The sequence below is a fragment of the Sphingopyxis sp. OAS728 genome, assembly GCF_014873485.1.
In the GTDB taxonomy this organism is placed as follows: Bacteria; Pseudomonadota; Alphaproteobacteria; order Sphingomonadales; family Sphingomonadaceae; genus Sphingopyxis.
The window spans coordinates 4829443-4849189 of record NZ_JADBDT010000001.1 but is presented as its reverse complement, the minus strand read 5'-3'; the positions used below and the strand labels follow the sequence as shown (position 1 = coordinate 4849189).

The 19747-nt window shown below is 64.8% G+C and carries 16 protein-coding genes; 5 read left to right on the top strand and 11 right to left on the bottom strand.

The window, feature by feature from the left end; genetic code table 11:
- Window positions 1-104 precede the first annotated feature (104 nt).
- The 5 genes from GGC65_RS22845 to GGC65_RS22825 form a co-directional block, all read right to left on the bottom strand.
- Window positions 105-1040: an acyl-CoA thioesterase gene (locus GGC65_RS22845; protein ID WP_192649258.1), complete on the bottom strand. Its 936-nt coding sequence runs from the start codon at window positions 1038-1040 to the stop codon at window positions 105-107.
- A 48-nt stretch (window positions 1041-1088) separates the two neighbouring features.
- Window positions 1089-1625, bottom strand: coding sequence for a transcription termination/antitermination protein NusG (gene nusG / locus GGC65_RS22840; RefSeq protein ID WP_192649257.1), 537 nt, complete (start codon window positions 1623-1625; stop codon window positions 1089-1091).
- 34 nt (window positions 1626-1659) lie between these two features.
- Entirely contained in the window at window positions 1660-1857 is a 198-nt protein-coding gene (secE, locus tag GGC65_RS22835) for a preprotein translocase subunit SecE (protein WP_192649256.1), read from the bottom strand.
- A 186-nt stretch (window positions 1858-2043) separates the two neighbouring features.
- Window positions 2044-3384: an MFS transporter gene (locus tag GGC65_RS22830; protein ID WP_192649255.1), complete on the bottom strand. Its 1341-nt coding sequence runs from the start codon at window positions 3382-3384 to the stop codon at window positions 2044-2046.
- 88 nt (window positions 3385-3472) lie between these two features.
- Window positions 3473-4108 (bottom strand): TetR/AcrR family transcriptional regulator, encoded by a 636-nt coding sequence (locus GGC65_RS22825; RefSeq protein ID WP_192649254.1) that lies wholly within the window; start codon window positions 4106-4108, stop codon window positions 3473-3475.
- Window positions 4109-4221: 113 nt separating this feature from the next.
- Here GGC65_RS22825 and GGC65_RS22820 point away from each other — a divergent pair, with 113 nt between their 5' ends.
- From GGC65_RS22820 to GGC65_RS22805, 4 genes are read left to right on the top strand one after another with little or no spacing between them, the layout of a single operon-like run.
- Window positions 4222-5376 (top strand): efflux RND transporter periplasmic adaptor subunit, encoded by a 1155-nt coding sequence (locus GGC65_RS22820; RefSeq protein WP_192649253.1) that lies wholly within the window; start codon window positions 4222-4224, stop codon window positions 5374-5376.
- Between the two features lie 6 nt (window positions 5377-5382).
- Window positions 5383-8547 (top strand): multidrug efflux RND transporter permease subunit, encoded by a 3165-nt coding sequence (locus tag GGC65_RS22815; RefSeq protein WP_192649252.1) that lies wholly within the window; start codon window positions 5383-5385, stop codon window positions 8545-8547.
- Entirely contained in the window at window positions 8540-9940 is a 1401-nt protein-coding gene (locus tag GGC65_RS22810) for an efflux transporter outer membrane subunit (RefSeq protein ID WP_192649251.1), read from the top strand. Before GGC65_RS22815 ends, GGC65_RS22810 begins: the two co-directional genes overlap by 8 nt.
- 9 nt (window positions 9941-9949) lie before the next feature.
- Window positions 9950-11062 carry a DNA alkylation repair protein gene (locus tag GGC65_RS22805; RefSeq protein ID WP_192649250.1) on the top strand — a complete coding sequence of 371 codons (1113 nt, stop codon included), beginning with the start codon at window positions 9950-9952 and terminating at the stop codon, window positions 11060-11062.
- On the opposite strand, the gene GGC65_RS22800 is transcribed toward GGC65_RS22805, so the two are convergent.
- On the bottom strand, window positions 11059-13128 hold the full coding sequence (locus GGC65_RS22800) for a transglycosylase domain-containing protein (RefSeq protein WP_192649249.1): 2070 nt from the start codon (window positions 13126-13128) through the stop codon (window positions 11059-11061). The genes GGC65_RS22805 and GGC65_RS22800 overlap by 4 nt on opposite strands.
- A 149-nt stretch (window positions 13129-13277) precedes the next feature.
- On the opposite strand from GGC65_RS22800, the gene GGC65_RS22795 reads away from it, so the two are divergent.
- A complete protein-coding gene (locus tag GGC65_RS22795) occupies window positions 13278-15206 on the top strand; it encodes a patatin-like phospholipase family protein (protein WP_192649248.1) in 1929 nt (642 codons plus the stop codon).
- Here the strand turns inward: GGC65_RS22795 and GGC65_RS22790 are convergent.
- The 5 genes from GGC65_RS22790 to GGC65_RS22770 all read right to left on the bottom strand — a co-directional run bounded on the left by GGC65_RS22790 (window position 15203) and on the right by GGC65_RS22770 (window position 19673).
- Window positions 15203-15685, bottom strand: coding sequence for a DUF421 domain-containing protein (locus GGC65_RS22790; RefSeq protein WP_192649247.1), 483 nt, complete (start codon window positions 15683-15685; stop codon window positions 15203-15205). The genes GGC65_RS22795 and GGC65_RS22790 overlap by 4 nt on opposite strands.
- On the bottom strand, window positions 15685-16200 hold the full coding sequence (locus tag GGC65_RS22785) for a hypothetical protein (protein ID WP_192649246.1): 516 nt from the start codon (window positions 16198-16200) through the stop codon (window positions 15685-15687). Before GGC65_RS22785 ends, GGC65_RS22790 begins: the two co-directional genes overlap by 1 nt.
- Window positions 16201-16284: 84 nt before the next feature.
- Window positions 16285-17067: an alpha/beta fold hydrolase gene (locus GGC65_RS22780; RefSeq protein WP_192649245.1), complete on the bottom strand. Its 783-nt coding sequence runs from the start codon at window positions 17065-17067 to the stop codon at window positions 16285-16287.
- 156 nt (window positions 17068-17223) lie between these two features.
- Complete coding sequence (locus GGC65_RS22775; RefSeq protein ID WP_318780226.1) at window positions 17224-19308, bottom strand: ATP-binding protein; 2085 nt, start codon at window positions 19306-19308, stop codon at window positions 17224-17226.
- On the bottom strand, window positions 19305-19673 hold the full coding sequence (locus tag GGC65_RS22770) for a response regulator transcription factor (RefSeq protein ID WP_192649244.1): 369 nt from the start codon (window positions 19671-19673) through the stop codon (window positions 19305-19307). The genes GGC65_RS22775 and GGC65_RS22770 overlap by 4 nt, the downstream gene beginning before the upstream one ends.
- Window positions 19674-19747: the final 74 nt, after the last annotated feature.

Sequence of the window (19747 nt, the reverse complement as noted above, 5' to 3'; positions counted from 1 at the left end):
TAGCGGTCGAACAGAAGGGCATCACCCCTTCCTCCCGCGCGGAATCACGCCCTTATCTGACGCGAAGCGGCGCGCATAAGCGCAAACGCCGCCAAAAACAAGCCTTATGCGTCGGGCGTCGGCGGCGTGATGCGCAGCAAGCCTTCCTGCATCGCCGAAGCGATGAGCGTCCCGTCGCGGCGATAGATCAGCCCGCGGTTGATCCCGCGGCTGCCGCCCGTCCAGTCGCTGTCCATCACATAGACGAACCAGTCGTCGACGCGAATGTCGTCGTGGAACCACATCGCATGGTCGAGGCTGGTCGAGAAAAGCCCCGGCGTCGACCAGGTAAAGCCGTGCGGCAGCAGCGACGAGGACAAGAGCCCCATGTCCGACACATAGGCCAGGAAAGCGCGGTGCAGCAGCGGATCGTCGCCGATCGGCGCCGCGAGGCGATACCATTGATAATGTGTCGTGCCCCGCTCGGTCGACGACGGACGAAAATTGCGCGTCTCGAACGGCCGCAGCCGTGCCATCCGTTCGAGCTGCGCGTCGCTGACATTCGGGTCGGCCGCCAGATTTTCGACGAGCTCGGCGCATTCCTCGGGCGGCAGGACGTCGGGCATCGGCGCCTGATGCGCCGCGCCGGGCTCGGGCGCGTGGAACGAGGCGGTCAGGTTGAAGATCACCTTGCCGTCCTGACGCACGACGACGCGGCGGTTCGCAAAGCTACGCCCGTCGAAGTCGCGGTGAACGCGGAAATGGAGCGGCTTCGCCTCGTCGCCGCCGCGCAGGAAATAGGCGTGGAGCGAATGCGCCGTCTTGCCGGGATCGACGGTGCGCGCGGCCGCCATCAGCGCCTGCGCGATCACCTGCCCGCCAAAGATACGCTGGCGCGTCGGCTTGTCGAACGCCGGAAAGGTGAACTCGTCGGGTTCGTCGGCCGGGGCAAGATCGAACAGCCGGGTCACGCCGCGAACGACTTTTTCGGGCGAAAAGCTCGCCTGAATTTCGCGCACGCGATCGAGACGAGCCTGCATCTCTTCGGGAGTGAGGCTCATAGGTTCGATCCGTTGGCTGGGCCGCGCCCGCCAAGGCGCGGCGCGATGTTATTTGAAGCGTTCGACCTGTTCGAAGTCGAGCTCGACCGGGGTGGCGCGACCGAAGATCGACACCGACACCTTGACGCGCGCCTTTTCGAAATCGAGTTCCTCGACCAGCCCGTTGAAGCTGGCGAAGGGACCGTCGAGCACCTTGACCTGATCGCCGATTTCGTAATCGACGCGGATTTCCAGCTTCGGACGCGCCGCAGCCTCTTCCTTGCTATTCAGGATGCGCGCAGCTTCGGCTTCGCTGATCGCCTGCGGCTTGCCCATCGAACCGAGGAAGCCCGTGACCTTCGGCGTATTCTTCACGAGGTGATAGACATCGTCGGTCATCGTCAGCTTGGCGAGGACGTAGCCCGGGAAGAATTTGCGTTCAGCCTGGACCTTCTTGCCGCGCTTCACCTCGGTGACGGTTTCGACCGGCACTTCGACCGCTTCGACGAAATCGGTCAGGCCCATGCGTTCGGCTTCGGAAAGCACCGAATCGCGAACCTTGTTCTCGAAACCCGAATAGGCGTGAATGATGTACCAGCGCGCCATGTGTATCCGTATCCTGTCCCTGTAACCGCGGGCGTTAGCGCGCGAGCGACGTCAGCCAGCTGACGATCGCGTTGAAAACCGTGTCGACGCCAAAGAAGAACAGCGAAAGGATCGTCATCATGATCAGCACCATGATCGTCGTCTGCACCGTTTCGCGGCTGGTAGGCCAAACGATCTTGCGGGCTTCGGTACGCACCTGATTGATGAACTCAGCCGGGCTGGTCTTGGCCATGTCGATCGTCCTGTCCTTGCAACGTCAATGATCCGGGCCAGATGGGTTGCCGCCCCCCACGCGTCAAGCGCGCTTTGGGCAATAGTCCGCCCACCCTCCCCGACCGTGTCGGCGAAAGGCGGAAAGAAAACGGCGCATCTGTCCGAATGAAAGCGGCCTTTACTTGGGCACCGCGGCGATTGCAAGTCAAAGGCTGGCGGCGGGCGATGCCGGCGTCCGCGGCATGTACCGGTGCATCAGCGCGAGCAGCCCGATCATCAGCATCCAGCTGGCCGTGGGCTGCAGCACGAACAGCAGATGCAGTTCGCGTGCGGCGGCCGCGCCATTTTGCGGATCGAAACCGACGATGTCGAGTAGCGCATAGCTGACCGCGATCGCGGCCGCGACGCCGAACTTCGCCATCAGGTTGAGCAGCGCGAAGAGAAAGGCCGAGCGATTACGCCCGCACCGTTCGGCATCGCGCGGGATCAGGTCGGCGAGCATCGAATAAGTGAAGAGCAGCCCGACAAAACCCGTGCCCAGCATCAGCGAGAAAAAAGCGGCCTGCGTAAACCCCTCCGGCTCCTGTGCCAGCGTCGCGAGCAACAGCGACGAGATCAACAACCCCATTAAGATCATCATCGGCGGTTTACCGAAACGGCGCGCCAGCATGGTCCACAGCGGCGATGCCAATGCACCGCCGATGAAGCTCGCGAACAGCAGCAGCGCGCTTTGCTGGTCGAGATCGAGCACCGACGCCGCAAAGAAGATGAAGAGCGAGGTGAGCGAGCCAAAGGCGAAACTGTTGAGGAACTGGACACCGAGCAAGAGCATCAACGGCGGAAAGGACAGCGAGGCGCGAATTTCGTGCCGCCACCCGATCCCCGGTTCGGCGACGACGGCGCGGCGCGGCACGCGACCGATCGCGAAGAGCGCGACAGGCGCGAGCACGAGGAAGATGCCGGCATAGGCGATGATCCGCCCCTGCAGGTCGACGCCCGGCATCAGCAGTTGCGCCGCCGCGGGCGCGGCAAAGGCGACGATCAATGCGATTTTCGTGAACCAGTCGCGGGCGCCATAAAGCAAGGCGCTGTCGGCGGGGCTGCGCACCAGCGCCGCGCCCCACGACAGTTGCGCGACCTCATAGAGGCTGAAGCTCGAATAGAAGAATATCATGACGAGAAAGAGCGCAGCGAAGGGCAGCGCATTGCCGACCGTCACGATCAGCAACAGCAGCAGCGACAGCGGCACCAGCGCGGTCAGCATCCACCGGCGATGCGCCCCCATTCCGGGGCGGAAGCGATCGATCATCGTGCCGATCAACGGATCGACAATCCCGTCCCATATCGTCGTCAGCGAAAAGAGGAGCCCGACGAGCGCCACCGAAATCGCCCCGCCTTCGGCGATATAGGGCGGCAGATAGACGCTGAACGGCAGCGCGAGCATCGCGGTCGGCCCGGCCGTCGCGGCATAGGCAGCGACCGTGCGCGGGCGCAGCGCGGGCGGTTCGTCGGCTAGGGCAGCCGATGGCAGGACAGCAGTGGCCAAGATGCGACGCTCCCGAGACAGGAAGCGGCAAGCTTTCAGCTATTGACAACCATGTCAACAACCACGAACCAGATCGACGGCTCCGCGCCTACCGGATTTTGAAGTGGGACAGGAAAGGCTGGAGCCTCCAGTCGATCTGTTCGGGGTCGAGCCATTCGACCTCAATCCCCATCAGCATGTTCAGCATCGAATCGCCGACGACAATGTCGAAAAACAGGCGCGCGGCGGCGTCCGGGCGATCAATCTCTGCCCTGCCTGTGGCCGCCCATTCGGCGAACAATTCGATCAGCTCCTTAAGCGCAGGCACGTGAAGGTCGCGGTAAATCTGCAAAGCGAACTCGTGGTCGCGCAAACTTTCGGATATCAACATGCGCATCAAGCCAACCGCGTGCGGCGATTCCATCAATTCGCTCTGGCGATGCGCATAGCGCTTCAGGATTTCGACGCTCGACACCCCCTGCATCGCGTCGTCGTCAAGCGAGCGCAGCATCGCTTCGTCGCACCAGCGGGTTGCGATCGCGCGAAGCAGCCCCTGCTTGTTCCCAAACATCTCATAGAGCGTCGCGAGCGAGCCGCCCGAGCGCTTGACGATTTCGGCGAGGCTGGTGCGTTCATATCCCTGTTCGAGAAACAGCGACTCGGCCGCGTCGAGAATGGCGCTTTGCCGCCGCTCGCGCGGCGACAGCCTATCTATCTGACATAAATCCGATTCCGGCGTCGTCATTTTTGCATTCCTCTTCCCCTTGCCCTTTTCTGTAATTTAAATTACACGGCGCCTGAGCGCAAGCTTTTGCGTATAACCAACTCCCGCACAACTGCGATTTTTCAGGGGTCCATATGAGTCGCTTTCGTCCTCTTGGCTGCGCCGCCGGCGCTGCGCTGGCTCTGGTGCTGGCTTCATGCTCGTCGGAAGCGCCCCCCGCTCCGCCGCCGCCCGAGGTCAATATCGTCACGATCCGCACGCAGGCAGTACCGAATGTGATCGAATTGCCTGGCCGCGTGCAGGCGTTTCGCACCTCCGAAGTCCGTGCGCGCGTCAACGGCATCGTCGAGCGCCGCCTGTTCAACGAAGGCAGCTATGTTCGCGCCGGGACCCCGCTGTTCCGCATCGATCCGCGCGAGCTGACCGCGACCGCCAATGCGGCGCGCGCGCAGCTGGCGCGTGCACAGGCAACCGCCGCCAATGCGCGGCAGGTCGTCGGACGCTATCAGCCGCTGCTCGCCGACCAGGCGATCGGCAAGCAGGAATATGACGCCGCGGTCGCCGCGCAGCGCACCGCCGAGGCCGATGTGCAGGCAGCGCAAGCCAATCTGGAATCGGCACGCCTGAACCTGGGCTATGCCTCGGTTACAGCCCCGATCTCGGGCCGCGCACGCCGCGCCGAAGTCACCGAGGGCGCGCTGGTCAGCGCGGGGCAAGGCACGCTGCTGACGACGATCGAACAGATCGACCGCGTCTATGTCAATTTCGGCCAGTCGAGTTCGGACCTGCTCGCGAACCGCCGCGAAATGGGGTCGGGCAAGGTGAGCGTGCCCCAGTTCGACCGTGTCGAAGTGCAGTTGATCCTCGAGGACGGCACCGCCTTTCCCGTCGTCGGCCACCTCGACTTCCTCGACCTGTCGATCGACGAAGCGACGGGCACCGCGGCGCTGCGTGCCGAATTCCCGAACCCGAACTCGGCGCTGCTCCCCGGCCAGTTCGTCCGCGCACGCATCTTTGCGGGCAACCGGTCGGACGGCGTCCTGATCCCGCAGCGTGCGGTCAAGCTGGCGGCCGACAACGCAAGCGTCATGGTGCTCGATGCCAAGAATGTCGCGACCCCGCGCCCGGTGAAGCTCGGCACGATGGTCGCCGGCCAATGGGCGGTCCTCGACGGGCTGAAACCCGGCGACCGGGTGATTGTCGACGGACTGCAAAAGGTGCAGCCGGGCCAGCCGGTCCGTGTTGCGGCGCCCAAGGGCACGGCCTCGACTCCCCCGGCGAAGCGTTGATCTGACATGAGCCCCCGCTTTTTCATCGACCGGCCCATTTTTTCGTGGGTCATCGCCATCGGCATCCTGCTCGCCGGGATCATCGCGCTGCGCGGCCTTCCCGTGGAGCAATATCCGTCGGTCGCGCCGCCGTCGTTGACCATCGGCGTCACCTATCCGGGCGCCGACGCGAGCACGCTCGAGCAGAATGTCACGCAGGTCATCGAGCAGGAGCTCAACGGGGTCGAGGGCTTCCTCTACATGGCCTCGACCAGCGAATCGAACGGCACCGCGTCGATCACCCTGACCTTCGAGGCCGGGACCGACATCGACAATGCGCAGCTGGAAGTGCAAAACCGCCTGCGCCGCGTCGAACAGCGCCTGCCCGAGGAAGTGCGCCGCCAAGGCATTTCGGTGACCGAGGCGAACTCAGGCTTCCTGCTGATTGTCGCGATCACCTCGAAAAGCGGTGACACCGACCCGATGGAGGTCAATAATTTCGCGAACACGCGCGTGCTCGACGAGCTGCGCCGCGTCGGCGGGGTCGGCAATGTCCAGGCCTTTGCGCCCGAATATGCGATGCGTATCTGGCTCGATCCGCAAAAACTCGCCTCCTATAATCTGTCGGCGGCGGAAGCGCTGGGCGCGGTGCAGGAACAGAATAGCCAGACCCCCGGCGGCCAGCTCGGCGACCAGCCGATCGCCAAGGGTGCGCAGCTCAACGCCGTCATCACGACGCAGGGCCGCTTTACCAAGCCCGAGCAGTTCGAGAGCATCATCCTGCGCGCCAACCCCGACGGGTCGGCGGTCACGCTGGGCGACGTCGGGCGCGTCGAGCTGGGCGCGGCAAGCTATCTCTTTTCGTCCGAGCTCAATGGCAAGCCGATGGCGGGCCTTGCGGTCCAGCTGACCCCCGGTGCCAACGCGCTGTCGACGGCACAGGGCATCCGCGACCAGATGGCCGAACTGTCGAAAGGCTTCCCGCCCGACATCACCTGGTCGATCCCGTACGATACGACGCCGTTCATCAGCCTGTCGATCGAGGAAGTGGTCATCACGCTTGGCGAGGCGATGGTGCTCGTCTTCCTCGTCATGTTCCTGTTCCTCCAGAACTGGCGCGCGACGGTGATCCCGACGGTGGTCGTCCCCATCGCGCTCGCCGGTGCGTGCCTCGGCCTCTGGATGGCCGGTTTCTCGATCAACGTGCTGACCTTGTTCGGCATGGTGCTGGCGATCGGCATCCTCGTCGACGACGCGATCGTCGTGATCGAGAATGTCGAGCGCATCATGAACGAGGAGCATCTGTCGCCCTATGACGCGACGGTGAAGGCGATGAGCCAGATCACTTCGGCGATCATCGGCATCACGCTGGTGCTGATCGCGGTGTTCATCCCGATGGCCTTTTTCCCCGGGTCGACCGGCGGCATCTATCGCCAATTCTCGATGACGCTCGCGATTTCGATCGCCTTCTCGGCGTTGCTCGCGCTGACGCTGACGCCCGCGCTCTGCGCAACACTGCTGAAGCCGCACGACAATAGCGAACGCAAGGGCCGGATCGGCGCCTTCTTCGACCGCTTCTTCGGGCGGTTCAACACCTGGTTCGGCCGCACGACCGACCGCTATCAGGGTAGCGTCGGCAAGATGCTTACGGCGCCGCTGCGCTGGCTCGGCGTGTTCGTGGCGATGGTCGCGGTCACCGCATTGCTCTTCACCCGCCTGCCCGGCTCCTTCCTGCCGCAGGAAGACCAGGGCTATCTGATCACCGTGATCCAGGCGCCCCCGGGCGCGACGACGCAGCGCACCAACGAAGCGACGAAGCAGGTCAAAGCCTTCTTCGCCGAACAGCCGCAGGTCGCCAATGTCGTGTCGGTCAACGGCTTCAGCTTCTTTGGCCAGGGCCAGGCGAACGCGATCATGTTCACCCCGCTGAAGCCATGGGACGAACGCACCGGCGAAGGCGACAGCGCCGACGCGATCGCGGGCAAGGCGATGGGCACCCTCATGGGCATCAAGGAGGCGTTCGCCTTCTCGCTGAGCCCGCCATCGATCCCCGAACTCGGGACGTCGAGCGGCTTTACATTCAAGCTGCAGGATCGCGGCGGCAACACGCGCGAAGCGCTGATCGCCGCGCGCAACCAGATGCTGGGCGGCGCAATGCAGAGCAAGCTGCTCGCCAATGTCCGCCCCGAGGGCCAAGAGGATGCGCCGGTGCTAAAGGTCGATATCGACCGGATTCAGGCGCGCGCGCTCGGCCTGTCGATCGGCGACGTCAACGCGACGCTCGCGATCAGCTTCGGCAGCGCCTACGCAAACGACTTCACCCGCGAAGGCCGCGTGCTGCGCGTGCTGCTCCAGGCCGACGCCGCGAGCCGCATGACGCCGCAGGACGTGCTCGAACTGCGCGTGCGCAGCGCGAACGGCGACATGGTGCCCTTCGGGTCGTTCAGCTCGGCCGAATGGTCCGCCGAAGCGCCGCAACTCCAGCGCTATAACGGCTATCCCGCGATGACGATTTCGGGCGAACCCGCGCCCGGCCAGTCGACCGGCGAGGCGATGGCCGAGATGGAGCGTCTCGCAGAGTCGCTTCCCGCGGGCTTCTCCTACGAATGGACGGGCATCTCCTATGAGGAGAAGCAGTCGGCGGGCCAGATCGGGCTGCTGCTCGGCCTGTCGCTCGTCGTCGTCTTCCTGCTGCTGTCGGCGCTGTACGAAAGCTGGGCGGTCCCCGTTGCGGTCCTGCTCGTCGTGCCGCTCGGCGTGCTCGGCGCGGTACTCTTCTCGATGTTCCGCGGCCTCTCCGCCGACATTTATTTCAACGTCGGGTTGATCACGATCATCGGCCTGTCCGCGAAAAACGCGATCCTGATCGTCGAATTCGCGATCGAACAGGAAGCCGAGGGCAAGTCGACGCTCGACGCGGTGATGGAGGCGGTGAAGCTGCGCCTGCGCCCGATCATCATGACCAGCCTTGCCTTCATCCTCGGCATGGTCCCGCTCGTCATCGCGAGCGGCGCCGGCGCCGCCAGCCGTATCGCGGTCGGATCGGGCGTGATGGGCGGGATGATCGCCGCGACGTTGCTCGGCATCTTTTTCATCCCGCTCTTCTACTTGTCGGTGCGCAAATGGATCAGCCGCAAGCGACCGCCTGCACCCGCCGAAAAAGGACATCATGAGGAGCCCGATCATGCGTAATCTGATCGCGCTGCTGGCCGCGACGACGCTCGCCGGATGCGTCAACATGGCGCCCAAACATGAGCGTCCAGCGCTGCCCACCGCGCCCGCCTATCCGGCCGAGTTCGCGGGCGACGTGACGCTCGGGCAGCGGGCGACCGAAGTGTCGTGGCAGGATTTCTTCGCCGATCCGCAGCTCGAGGTGCTGATCACGCAGGCGATCGCGCGCAACCGCGACCTCGCCGTCGCGATCGCGCAGATCGAGGAAGCGCGCGGGCTCTACCGCATCCAGGACGCCGATCGCCTGCCGACGGTGGGCGCGAGCGCCGATGCGACACGCACACGCGGCCCGTCGCTGACGGGCGCAGGCACTGACACGACCAACCGCTATTCGGTCGGCGTCGGGGTGACCTCGTTCGAGCTCGATTTCTGGGGCCGCGTCAAAAATCTGTCCGAAGCGGCGCGCAGCCAGTATCTCGCAACCGAGCAGGCCGAACGCGCCTTCCGCCTCGCGCTAGTCCGCGACGTCGCCTCGACCTATTTCGCCTCACGCGGCGCCGAGGAACAGATCGAGCTGGCCGAAGCGACGGTGACGAGCCGCAAGGAAGGCCTGCGCATCGCGAAGCGGCGGCTCGACGCCGGGGTGACCTCGGCGCTCGACTATCGCCAGTCGGAAACGCTGCTGACGCAGGCCGAAACGCAGCTTGCGAGCCTCAAGCTCGGCAAGGCGCAGGCCGATAATTTCCTCAGCGTACTCACCGGCGGCCCGGTCGCGGGACCCCTCCCCGCTCCCCTGCCCCTCATGGCACAGGGCCAGTCGCCGACGCTGACCGCCGGCCTGCCCTCCGACCTGCTGGTCGCCCGTCCCGACGTGCTCGCCGCCGAGGAGCGGCTGCGTGCCGCCCGCGCCAATGTCGGCGCGGCGCGCGCCGCCTTCTTCCCGACGATCTCGCTGACCGGCAATCTCGGCTTCGCCTCGGGCTCGCTCGACAATCTGTTCAGCAACGACGGGTTCGGGTGGAGCTTTGGCCCGTCGATCAGCCTGCCGATCTTCGATTTCGGGCGCAACAAGGGCAATCTGACCGTCGCCGAGGCGCGCGAGAATATCGCCGTTGCGACCTATGAGCGCACCGTCCAGGGGGCGTTTCGCGAAGTCGCCGACGCGCTCGCCGGGCGCCGCTATCTCGCCGATCAGGTCGAAGCGCAGGAGCGCGGCACGCTGGCGACGCGGCGGATCGCCGACCTCGCGCGCAAGCGGTATCGCGAGGGCGTGTCGACCTATCTCGAAGTGCTCGACGCCGAACGCAACCTGTTCGCGGCCGAACAGACGCTCATTGAGACACGCCGCGCGCAGGTCGACAATCTCGTGACGCTCTATGTCGCGCTCGGCGGCGGGCTGGTCGAGCGGCAATAAGGTGCCGCGATGACCGACGAAGCTTCGCCGCTGCTGAAGGATATATTGGGCCGTCAAGCGCTGGAGACGATCGGCGATGCCGGGGTCGCGGCGTCACCGCGGTTCGATCGCTCCGCGTTTCTGTCTGCGGCATCGGCAGGCCTCGAGGCGCTGTCGATCATGGAGCGCGTGCGCCATATCGCCGATGCGCTTCATGGTGCGTTGCCCGACAGCTATCCCGAGGCGCTGACGATCATCCGTGCGATGGCGCCGCGTCTGACGCACGGGTTTCAGGCGATGGCGGTGACCGAATATGTCGCGCGGTACGGGCTCGACGATTTCGACCGGTCGATGGAGGCGCTTGCCGACCTGACGCGCTTCGGCTCGGCCGAATTTGCAATCCGGCCGTTCCTCGCGGCCGATACCCCGCGCGCGCTGGCGATCATGGCGCGGTGGGCCGGCAGCGACGACGAGCATGTCCGCCGGCTCGCGAGCGAAGGGGGCCGCCCGCGCTTGCCATGGGCCGCGCGCGTTCCGGCGCTGAAAGCCGATCCGACCTTGGCGGCGCCGATCCTCGAGTTATTGAAGGCCGATCCCAGCCTCTATGTCCGAAAATCGGTCGCGAACCATTTGAACGACATTGCCAAGGATCGCCCCGACTGGCTACTCGATCGCCTTCAGGCGTGGCCTCAGGATGATCCGCACACGGTCTGGATCATCCGCCATGCGCTGCGCACGCTGATCAAGAAGGGCGAACCTCGCGCGCTGGCGCTGATCGGCGTCGGCCATGGCGCGGCGGTGAGTGTGCGCCGGTTCGCGGTAGAGCCTGACGTCGTGCGCCTTGGCGACCGGATTGCAATTACGGCCGACCTTGCATCGGACTCGCCCGATGCGCAGCGACTGGTCGTGGATTATCGCATCCATTACGCACGCGCCGGAGGCAAGACCGCGCCGAAGGTGTTCAAACTCAAGACCTTCGAGCTTGCTGCAGGCGACGCCATCACGCTCGGGATATCGCAGACGATCCGCGATTTCACCACGCGGCGCCATCATCCCGGGCGGCACGAGGTTGAGTTGATCGTCAATGGCCAGACGATGGCAAGCGCCGCTTTCGAGATATTGGCGGCAGACGAAGCCCTTTAACCCGGTGGCGGCGCCGTTGCGGGATCGGGCGGCGGGCGTCCCTCCTGAACTGTCGGACGCCCCTCCTGGATCGGCAGGCGCAAATCGATCCGGCTGCCGTTGATTTCGGTCGTGATCACCGCATCGCCGCCCTCGATCCCGACGCGCGTACGGTCGCCGATCGGGATGTCGCCGATGTCGGGAATGTCGAGCGGCTCGACGGGGCCCGTCGGATCGACCACCTTCTTGCGCTGCGGCGTCGCCTTCCGGCCCGATGCCTCGGTCATGAAATCACGCCAGATGCGCGCGGGCAGTCCGCCGCCCGAAATGCCCTGCAGCGGGCTATTGTCGTCATTGCCGATCCACACGCCGACGACGAGATCGTTGGCATAGCCCACGAACAGCGCGTCGCGATTGTCCTGACTGGTGCCCGTCTTGCCGAAATTGGCCTGCGGCAGCCGCGCGGCGCGGCCGGTGCCGCGATTGACCGCGGCGCGGAGCATCTGTTCGATCTCTTCATGCTCTTCGGATCCAAAGCTGCTCGGCCCCGAGATCAGGTTTTCGAACCAGCCCTTTTCCTCCGTCTCGAATGCATGCGGCTCGACCGGGTAGCTGTTGGCCGCAACCGCGGCATAGGCCGCGGTGAGTTCGAGCAAGGTCATGCTCGACGTGCCGAGCGCGAGGCTGGGGTCGCCCTTGGCCATCGGCGCGGTGACGCCAAGGTCGCGCGCCATGTCGATGACCTTGTCGTCGCCCACTTGACGCAGCAGCCGCACCGCGGCGACATTGCTCGACGAGGCAAAGGCATCCTCGAGCGTGATCGATTTGGAGTAGGCGCCACCCGAATTCTTGGGCCGGTAGGCCCCGGTCTCGATCGCGCTGTTGTCGATGACATCGTCGGTATCCCAGCCGTCGCGCAGCGCGGCGAGATAGACGAACAGCTTGAACGTCGATCCCGGCTGGCGCCGCGCCTGCGTCGCGCGATTGAAGGGCGATGCGGCATAATCCTTGCCGCCGATCATCGCGACGACCTCGCCATTCGGGCGCATCGCGACGAGCGCGACCTGCGCCTTGCCCAGCCCCGCGCGTCCGGTCACGCGGCGCGCGATCCCCTGCAACCGCGCGTCGAGCGTTGTCGCGATCGTCTGCCGCGAATAGCCGACGTCGCTCAATTTGCGCGCCTCGGGCAGCGCCCAGTCGGCAAAATAGGTCCCGGTCGGGAGCGTGTTGCGCGTGCGCACGTCGATGCGCGGGGTGCGGAGCGCCTTGCGCTCCTGTTCGGTCAGATAGCCGGTCGCGACCATCGCATCGAGCACCAGCTTCATGCGCTTTTCGGCGAGGTCGGGATTTTTGGTCGGCGCGAGGCGTGACGGCGCCTGCACCAGTCCCGCGAGCATCGCGGCCTGCGCGGGGGTCAGCTTCTCGGGCTGGCGATAGAAATAATGGAGCGACGCCGCGCGGAGACCATAAGTGTTGTCGCCAAAATAGGCGTTGGAGAGATAGCGTTCGAGTATCTCGTCCTTGGTCAGCCAGGCTTCGAGCCAGAAGGCGATCAGCGCCTCGCGCGCCTTGCGGCCGAGCGTCCGTTTGGGCGTCAGGAAAGTGAATTTCGCAAGCTGCTGGGTGATCGTGCTGCCGCCCTGCGTGCGTCCGCCGGTGACATTGCTCCACACCGCCCGCGCGATGCTGCGCGGATCGACGCCCCAATGATTGTAGAAGCGCCGGTCCTCGATCGCGAGGAAAGCGCCGGTGACATGCTTCGGCAGGTCCGCTGCCTTTACGGGCGTATCGACGATCGCCCCGATGCGCGCGATCGGGGTGCCGTCGGACGCGAGCAAGGTGATCTGCGGCGGCGCGATCGGTTCGAGCGATTTGGACAGCGGCGCGGTCAGCGCGAGCCAGCCGACGAGCAGGATGAAGATGACGCTGAAAATCGCGAAACCGCGCGAAATGCGGCGCGTCCATTTGCGCCGCCGTGTTTCGGGAACCGGCAGCGGCGGCGGAGCCTGTGCAATGTCGGCGAACGGGCCACCCGGCGTCGCGGCGAGCGTGGGATCGGGGCCTGCGGATTTACGGAACCATTTCATGCGCAGCGCCCGTATTACAGCCCCAACACAGCATAAGCAAATGCGTTGTGCGGTGCGTGGGATGGGGCCCATTTCGCAAGAAGGACAGCGACTTGATCGCCGCGTCCGGATAAGAATAGGAAAAGCCCCGCGCACCGGAGAGCGATGACATGAGCCACACAGCGTCCCGCTATTGCGATCTCGTGATGAAGGGCGGCATCACGAGCGGCATCGTCTATCCGAACGCGGTCCTCGCCCTCGCGCGCGACTTTCGCTTCAAGAATATCGGCGGAACCTCGGCGGGCGCGATTGCCGCAGCGGCTACCGCGGCAGCGGCGTTGGGCGACCGCAAGCATGTCGCATCGGGATCGACCGCGCCCTGCCCGCCGACGCTTGGCTTTACCGGACTTGAGCGCGTCGCCGCGCAGCTGTCGTCGCAGGGCTTCATATTCGGCCTGTTCCAGCCCGCGCGCGGCGGTCGCAGTGCCTATCGATTGATCGTGACGCTCGCCGGGAACGCGGGGGTATTCCGCAAAGCCATCGCAGCGGCGGTCGCGGTGGTGGCGATCGCGCCGCTCGAAACACTGCTCCTGCTCGGCCTGTTCCTGGCGTTCGGTCATTGGCTTGCGGGGTCAGCCGGAGCCGTGGCTGCGCTGTTGCCATCGCTGATCTGCGCCTATCTCGGCGCCGCGATCGCCGCGCTGCTGCGCGTTGCGCGCGTCACCCGGCGCAACCTGCTGGGGCTTTGTTCGGGGCTGAGTACCGGAAAGGATGGGGCCAAGCCCGCGCTGACCGAATGGCTGCACGAGGTCCTGCAATCGCTGTCGGGAAAGGCGCCGTCGGAGCCGCTGCTGTTCGACGATCTCTGGGCCGCGCCCCGCTATCCCGGCGAACCGAAGACAGAAACGGCAATCTCGCTCCAGATGATCACGACGGGCGTATCGCATCATGAGCCGAGGACGCTGCCCTTCACCGACGCAACCTTCTGGTTCCTGCGCGAAGAATTCGACCTGTTGTTTCCCAAGGAGGTGGTCGACGCGATGGTCGCGATGGCGGGCTCGCCCGACCGCGTCGACGACAAGGATTATTACAGGCTACCCAGCAGAGGCCGCATGCCCGTGCTGGTCGCGATGCGGATGAGCCTCAGCTTTCCATTGCTGATCAGCGCGGTGCCGCTGCACGAGCCCGTCGGGAGGCGAACGCGCCGCGGCGAGACCGAAGGCGAGACGTTCGATGACGGCGAGGACCCCAAGGAAACCACGCTCAGCCAGAGCACCGACAGCCTGGCGACCGGCGGCGAGGCGCCGCTTTCGCTGATCGAGGGTTTCCGCGTCTGCTGGTTCTCGGACGGCGGTGTTTCGAGCAATTTCCCGCTCCACCTCTTCGACGCACCGCTGCCGCGCTGGCCGACCTTTGCGATCAACCTCGTCTATCCGCAAAGCGAGGACAGCCCGGTGGTGGACAATCCCGAACCCCAAGGTGCACGGGACAAGGCCGAGGCCGCCGTGTGGCTCCCGCTCCACAATAATCGCGGCTGGCAACGCAGCTATAGCTCGATCGCCCGCCCCCTCGCGCTCGCCGAGGTGTCGGGCTTTGTCTTCGGCATCCTCAGCACGATGCAGAATTGGCGCGACCTGTTGCAGTCGCGCGCACCGGGGCAGCGCGACCGGATCGTCCATGTCGCGCTCGACAAGGTCGAGGGGGGCATGAACCTCGATATGTCGCAGGAGATATTGGACAGCATTTCGCTGAAAGGGACGGTCGCCGGCGAACGCTTGTACCAATTCTCGTTCGACAATCATGTCTGGGTGCGGTGGCGGAACGTCGCCTCGGGGCTTCAGCGTTATACGGTCCGGATCGCCGCCAGCGCAAAGGTCGTACCACCGATCCCCGCCTATGAGAATGCGCTTGCGACGGTCCGGACGGGAGCGCCGCCGGCGGTTTCGTACAAATTCCGGTCGACCGAGGCCGAAAGCGCCGCGCAGGCATTATACGCCGACATGGTGACGCGCGGCAAGGAATGGGCCGACCTCGGCCCCGACCTCAGCGACGGGACGCCGCGGCCGCTGCCGCAGATGCAGATCACGCCGATCTATTAGCTCGCGGGACCATCGCGGTCCTGCTGCGGCGAAGCCCCATCATCCTTCCTGATGAAGCTCATCTTGCCTTGTGGCTCGAGGATCGCCCACGCGACCTCGGACATCCGCCCGATCCCGGCAAGGCGCATTTCGGAGAGAATTTCGTCGCGCGTCAGCCGGTCGCGGCGGAGATTTTCGGTCACGACCTCGCCGTCGCGCACGATCACGCGCGGCGCCCCTTCGAGCAAATCCTTGGCGCGCGGGAATAGGTAGGCCGTCCAGCTCAGCACCAGCGCCCAGAAGGCAAAGGTGCAGATCGCAAGCGTCGCGCCGGTCAGGCTGAAGTCGTTATGCGTCACCCCCTGCTGGATCAGGTCGCCGAGCACGACGAGCACGACGAATTCGAACGGCGTCATCTGGCCGAGTTCGCGCTTGCCGAGCAGCCGGATGAGCAGGAACAGGATGAAGAACATCACCGTGGCGCGCAGGACGATATCCATCAGGGGAGCACCTTGATGCGCAGCGGCATCGCGCCGATGCGCCGACCGCCGTCAAAGACCGCGATGTCGCCCTTGGTGCCTGCAAACAGCGGCGGATTGATCTGGCCGTCGATCTTGACGTGGACGCTCTCGCCAACGTCCAGCCGGCCGTAGGAGAAATGGAAATAGCCGTCTTCGAAGCTTTCCTCGGCAGGCGCCGGGATCATCGTGTTGACGGTCATGTCGTGCCAGAGTGCGGGGCTCACCGCGATCACCGCGTCGGCCATCCGCGCCTCTGCGATGAGGGTCAGGTCGGTTTCGAAAAACTCGCCATTGCGGATCGTCGTCGGCGTTTTCACGACAAGGCGGGCATCGCCAAAATCGGCCATAATCGGCGGGCTGGGCTGTCCGCCCGTCAGACCCAAGCCTGCCGCGAACAACAATCCGCCGAGGAGAAGGATCGAGATCGGGCTGGCGTGCCGGTCCCACAGGCGTTGATGCGATGACTTGGGTTCGAGCCCTTCGAGCGCCTGCATGCCGTTCTCCGATCGGCCGCCCATCGTCATTCTAACGATGGGCGGCTTTTCATCGACGCGCGGCGCGGCGGTTCGTTCCGCGGCTTAGCGGTCCGACGCGGCGCTCTCGATCAGTTCGGCAACCTCGACCGGATGCGAAACCATCAGCGCGTGCGAACCGCTCGCGACCGCAACGGTTTTGCGGGCGTGCGCGCGCTCGGCCATGAATTTCATCGTCGCGGCGGGGATGTTGCGATCCTGACCGCCATAGATGACATAGCTCGGCAAACTCTTCCACGTCGCCGCTTGCGACGCGTCGGTCAGCGCGCCCTGCGTCACCGGGCGCTGCGTCGCGGCCATCAGCGTCGCTTTTGCCGCGGGGACGTCGGCTGCGAATTGCGCATGGAATTTCGCCGGCTGGATATAGAGATCGGTCCCGCCGCCCGGCAGGCTGACCGGCGCGAGCGCGTCGCCGAGCGTGCTGCCGGGGAATTTCGCCGATAGCGCCAGCGCCGACTCCCCCGTGTCGGGCAGGAAACCGGCGACATAGACCAGCGCCTTCACATTGGCGTTGCCCTTCGCGGCTTCGGTGATGACGACGCCGCCATAGCTGTGGCCGACGAGGACCACGCGGCCCGGTATCGAGCGGACGACCGACGCGACGCTTTCGGCGTCGCCCGCGACGCTGCGCAGCGGATTGGCGGCGGCGATCACCGGATAGCCATCCTTTTCGAGGCGCGTGATCACGTCGTTCCAGCCCGAGGAATCGGCGAAGGCACCATGAACGAGAACGACCGTCGGCTTAGCCGTCACATCCTCGGCATGCGCGCTGACGGTACCCGAGAAGAGGAGTGCGGCAAGCGCCGCCGAACGAATGGAGCGATACATGTCATCATCCTTTTTACAGTTGGCTGTATCAGCCATGCCCGGACGTTGGATCGGCGCCTATCAGATGAAAGTATGATCATTTTCCAGTCGCATGCCCCTGCCCCCAGACCAAAGCATAGGGCGGAACGACAACCATCAGCTATTCGTGCCGGATAGCTATGCCGATCCGTCAGGGGCTTCGACAGGAATGACGAACCGGAACTCGGCGCCGCCACCCGCATGGTTGGATGCGGTGATCGATCCGCCATGTTCCGCGATGATCGATTGGCAGATCGCGAGGCCGATCCCCATGCCCGCCTCCTTCGTCGTGAAGAAGCCTTCGAAAATGCGGTCGAGATCGTCCGGCCGAATGCCCGGCCCGGTGTCGCGAAGGGTGAAGGCGAGCGCGCCGTCCTCGGTCAATTGCGTCCCGATGCAGATCTCGCGCTTGCCCTTGGCCTGCGCTTCGACCGCCTGGACGCTGTTGATGAGCAGGTTCACGACGACCTGCTGCAACTGGATCCGGTCGCCCATCGTTTCCGGGAGTGACCGGGCGAGATTCGTGGTGATCGCGATCGATTGCGACTCAATCTCGTGACGGATGAAAATCAGCGATTCCTGCACGATCTCGTTCAGATCGATCGCCGAGCGCTCGGGCTGCCGTTTCGATGCCATGCCGCGGATATGCTGGACGATGTCGCTGGCGCGGCGTCCACTTGCCGCGATACGCGTGGTCAGCGCCTTGACCTTTTCGACATTGGGGTCGTCGCGCGAGAGCCAGCGCAGGCTGGTCTCGGCATTGGTGACGATCGCCGCGAGCGGCTGATTGATCTCGTGCGCGATCGATGTCGTGAGTTCCCCCAGCGTCGAAATGCGCGCGGCGTGGGTAAAATCGGCCTGGAGCTGCCGGATCTCGGCCTCCATGCTCAGCCGTTCGGTCACATCCTCGAAACTGAAGATGGTGACGTCCAGTTCGGCGAGCACCTTTGGATAGGTCACCGACATACGCACGTCGAGCACCCGGCCGTCGAAGGTCTGGACCTTGGTCACTTCGCTATGATCCGCCTGCCCGTTGAAGCGGCCGATCATGACATTGCGCAGCGAGTGGCGGCTGATCGTGAACAAATATCCGACGGGGCGCATCAGGTCGAGCGCGCTGGTGCCGCCGAGCAACTGTACCGCCGCGCGATTGACATCGGTAATCTGCACCGTGGTTGCGGCGAGCTCGATAAGTTCGGGATGTTCATCGAGGTAGGCGCCGAAATCGGTGACGCCGGTTTCGCGGATATCGTTGTAGATGCGGCCCATGTGGCTGGCATCGACCTGCCACAGCGCAACCGGCATGTGATGGACGAGCTTGCGGTATCGCGCCTCGCTCGCGCGAAGATAGACATAGGAGCGGTCGTCATCGACCGCGCCGTTGACCGCGACATAGATCCGCCCCGGCTCCTCGGCGCGCCACACCGTCACCAGCGGGTCGCGCAATATGCCGTCCGACGGCATTTGCCGGCGATAGGTTGCCCCCTCGGTCTGCCCGGTCATCGCATCGACGATCAGGCCCGCGACGGCAACGCGGCTCTCCAGCGGCCAGAAACCCGCGACCGGCTGGCCGATCATCAGGTCACGACCGCGATTACCGCCGACCAGACGCATTGTCCGCTCGTTCACATTGACGATCCGCGCCGCCTTGACCAATTTGTGATGGAGAGCGTTCATATCCCGTTCGTCGATCCCGCCCGCCTCGCGCAGCCGTGCGATCTCGGCGATCAGCGCCGCGGCATCGGAGACGTCGATCTCCCAGCTCGCCGCCATCAGCCGGTCGGGGATATGCCAATCGGCTCCCGCGACCGCTCCCTCATTCAGCGACTGCCGCCCATATTCGATGACATCGCGCGGCGTCCCGTCCTGCGCGTAGCGGACATATTGGCGGATATCGACCGCGATATGGATGCCCGAAGGGGTGCGGCGACTGACCACGCCCTGCCATCCGCCCTCCTGAAGCAGCATGCGCCAGTGCTCGCGCTCATTTTCGCTGCGCGTCGAAAGATGGCCGATCCCGCGGCCGATCATGGTGAGCGCGGGCCAGCCGTACAAGGCTTCCGACGCGGGGTTCCAGTAGTGAACTGCGCCCTCGACATCGAAGATGATCACGCTTTCGGAAGCGAATTCCGCGATGTCGGGCTCGGACGATTTCGCCGCGACGTACAGCTTATCCTTTGGCGGCACCGAAGGCAGCGGAGCGTCGGGCAATTTCGTATTCACCGCCGAAGCTCGTCCGGCCAATCCTCTTCGCCGATCGCCGATTTGATTTGGTCGAGAAGCGTCTCGTCGGCGACCGGCTTGGTCAGCCAGGCCTGCGCGCCGAGTTCGAGTGCTTTCGCCCGGGCCCCTGCATCGAGAACCGAAGTCAGAACGATAACAGGCAATTTCGACCCGCCAGCCCGCATACGTTCGAGCAGGTCGATCCCGCTCATGCCCGGCATGCGGACATCGGTAATCAGGCAATCGACCTCGATGGGCGAATTATCGTTCAGGAACGCCGGGGCGCTGTCAAAAGTGCTACACGCGAGCCCGGTGACCATCATCAGATCACACAGGGCCTCGCGGATGGCTTCGTCATCATCCACAACTGCGACAAGAGGCGTCTTGGGCAAGCGATTCAGCCCTTTTTATCACGACCAAGGTGGCCAACGACGCCAAT

Coding starts and splice junctions, on each gene's coding strand:
- GGC65_RS22845 (WP_192649258.1), bottom strand. CDS start 1,040: ATGAGCCTCACTCCCGAAGAGATGCAGGCTCGTCTCGATCGCGTGCGC.
- nusG (WP_192649257.1), bottom strand. CDS start 1,625: ATGGCGCGCTGGTACATCATTCACGCCTATTCGGGTTTCGAGAACAAG.
- secE (WP_192649256.1), bottom strand. CDS start 1,857: ATGGCCAAGACCAGCCCGGCTGAGTTCATCAATCAGGTGCGTACCGAA.
- GGC65_RS22825 (WP_192649254.1), bottom strand. CDS start 4,108: ATGACGACGCCGGAATCGGATTTATGTCAGATAGATAGGCTGTCGCCG.
- GGC65_RS22820 (WP_192649253.1), top strand. CDS start 4,222: ATGAGTCGCTTTCGTCCTCTTGGCTGCGCCGCCGGCGCTGCGCTGGCT.
- GGC65_RS22815 (WP_192649252.1), top strand. CDS start 5,383: ATGAGCCCCCGCTTTTTCATCGACCGGCCCATTTTTTCGTGGGTCATC.
- GGC65_RS22810 (WP_192649251.1), top strand. CDS start 8,540: ATGCGTAATCTGATCGCGCTGCTGGCCGCGACGACGCTCGCCGGATGC.
- GGC65_RS22805 (WP_192649250.1), top strand. CDS start 9,950: ATGACCGACGAAGCTTCGCCGCTGCTGAAGGATATATTGGGCCGTCAA.
- GGC65_RS22800 (WP_192649249.1), bottom strand. CDS start 13,128: ATGAAATGGTTCCGTAAATCCGCAGGCCCCGATCCCACGCTCGCCGCG.
- GGC65_RS22795 (WP_192649248.1), top strand. CDS start 13,278: ATGAGCCACACAGCGTCCCGCTATTGCGATCTCGTGATGAAGGGCGGC.
- GGC65_RS22790 (WP_192649247.1), bottom strand. CDS start 15,685: ATGGATATCGTCCTGCGCGCCACGGTGATGTTCTTCATCCTGTTCCTG.
- GGC65_RS22785 (WP_192649246.1), bottom strand. CDS start 16,200: ATGCAGGCGCTCGAAGGGCTCGAACCCAAGTCATCGCATCAACGCCTG.
- GGC65_RS22780 (WP_192649245.1), bottom strand. CDS start 17,067: ATGTATCGCTCCATTCGTTCGGCGGCGCTTGCCGCACTCCTCTTCTCG.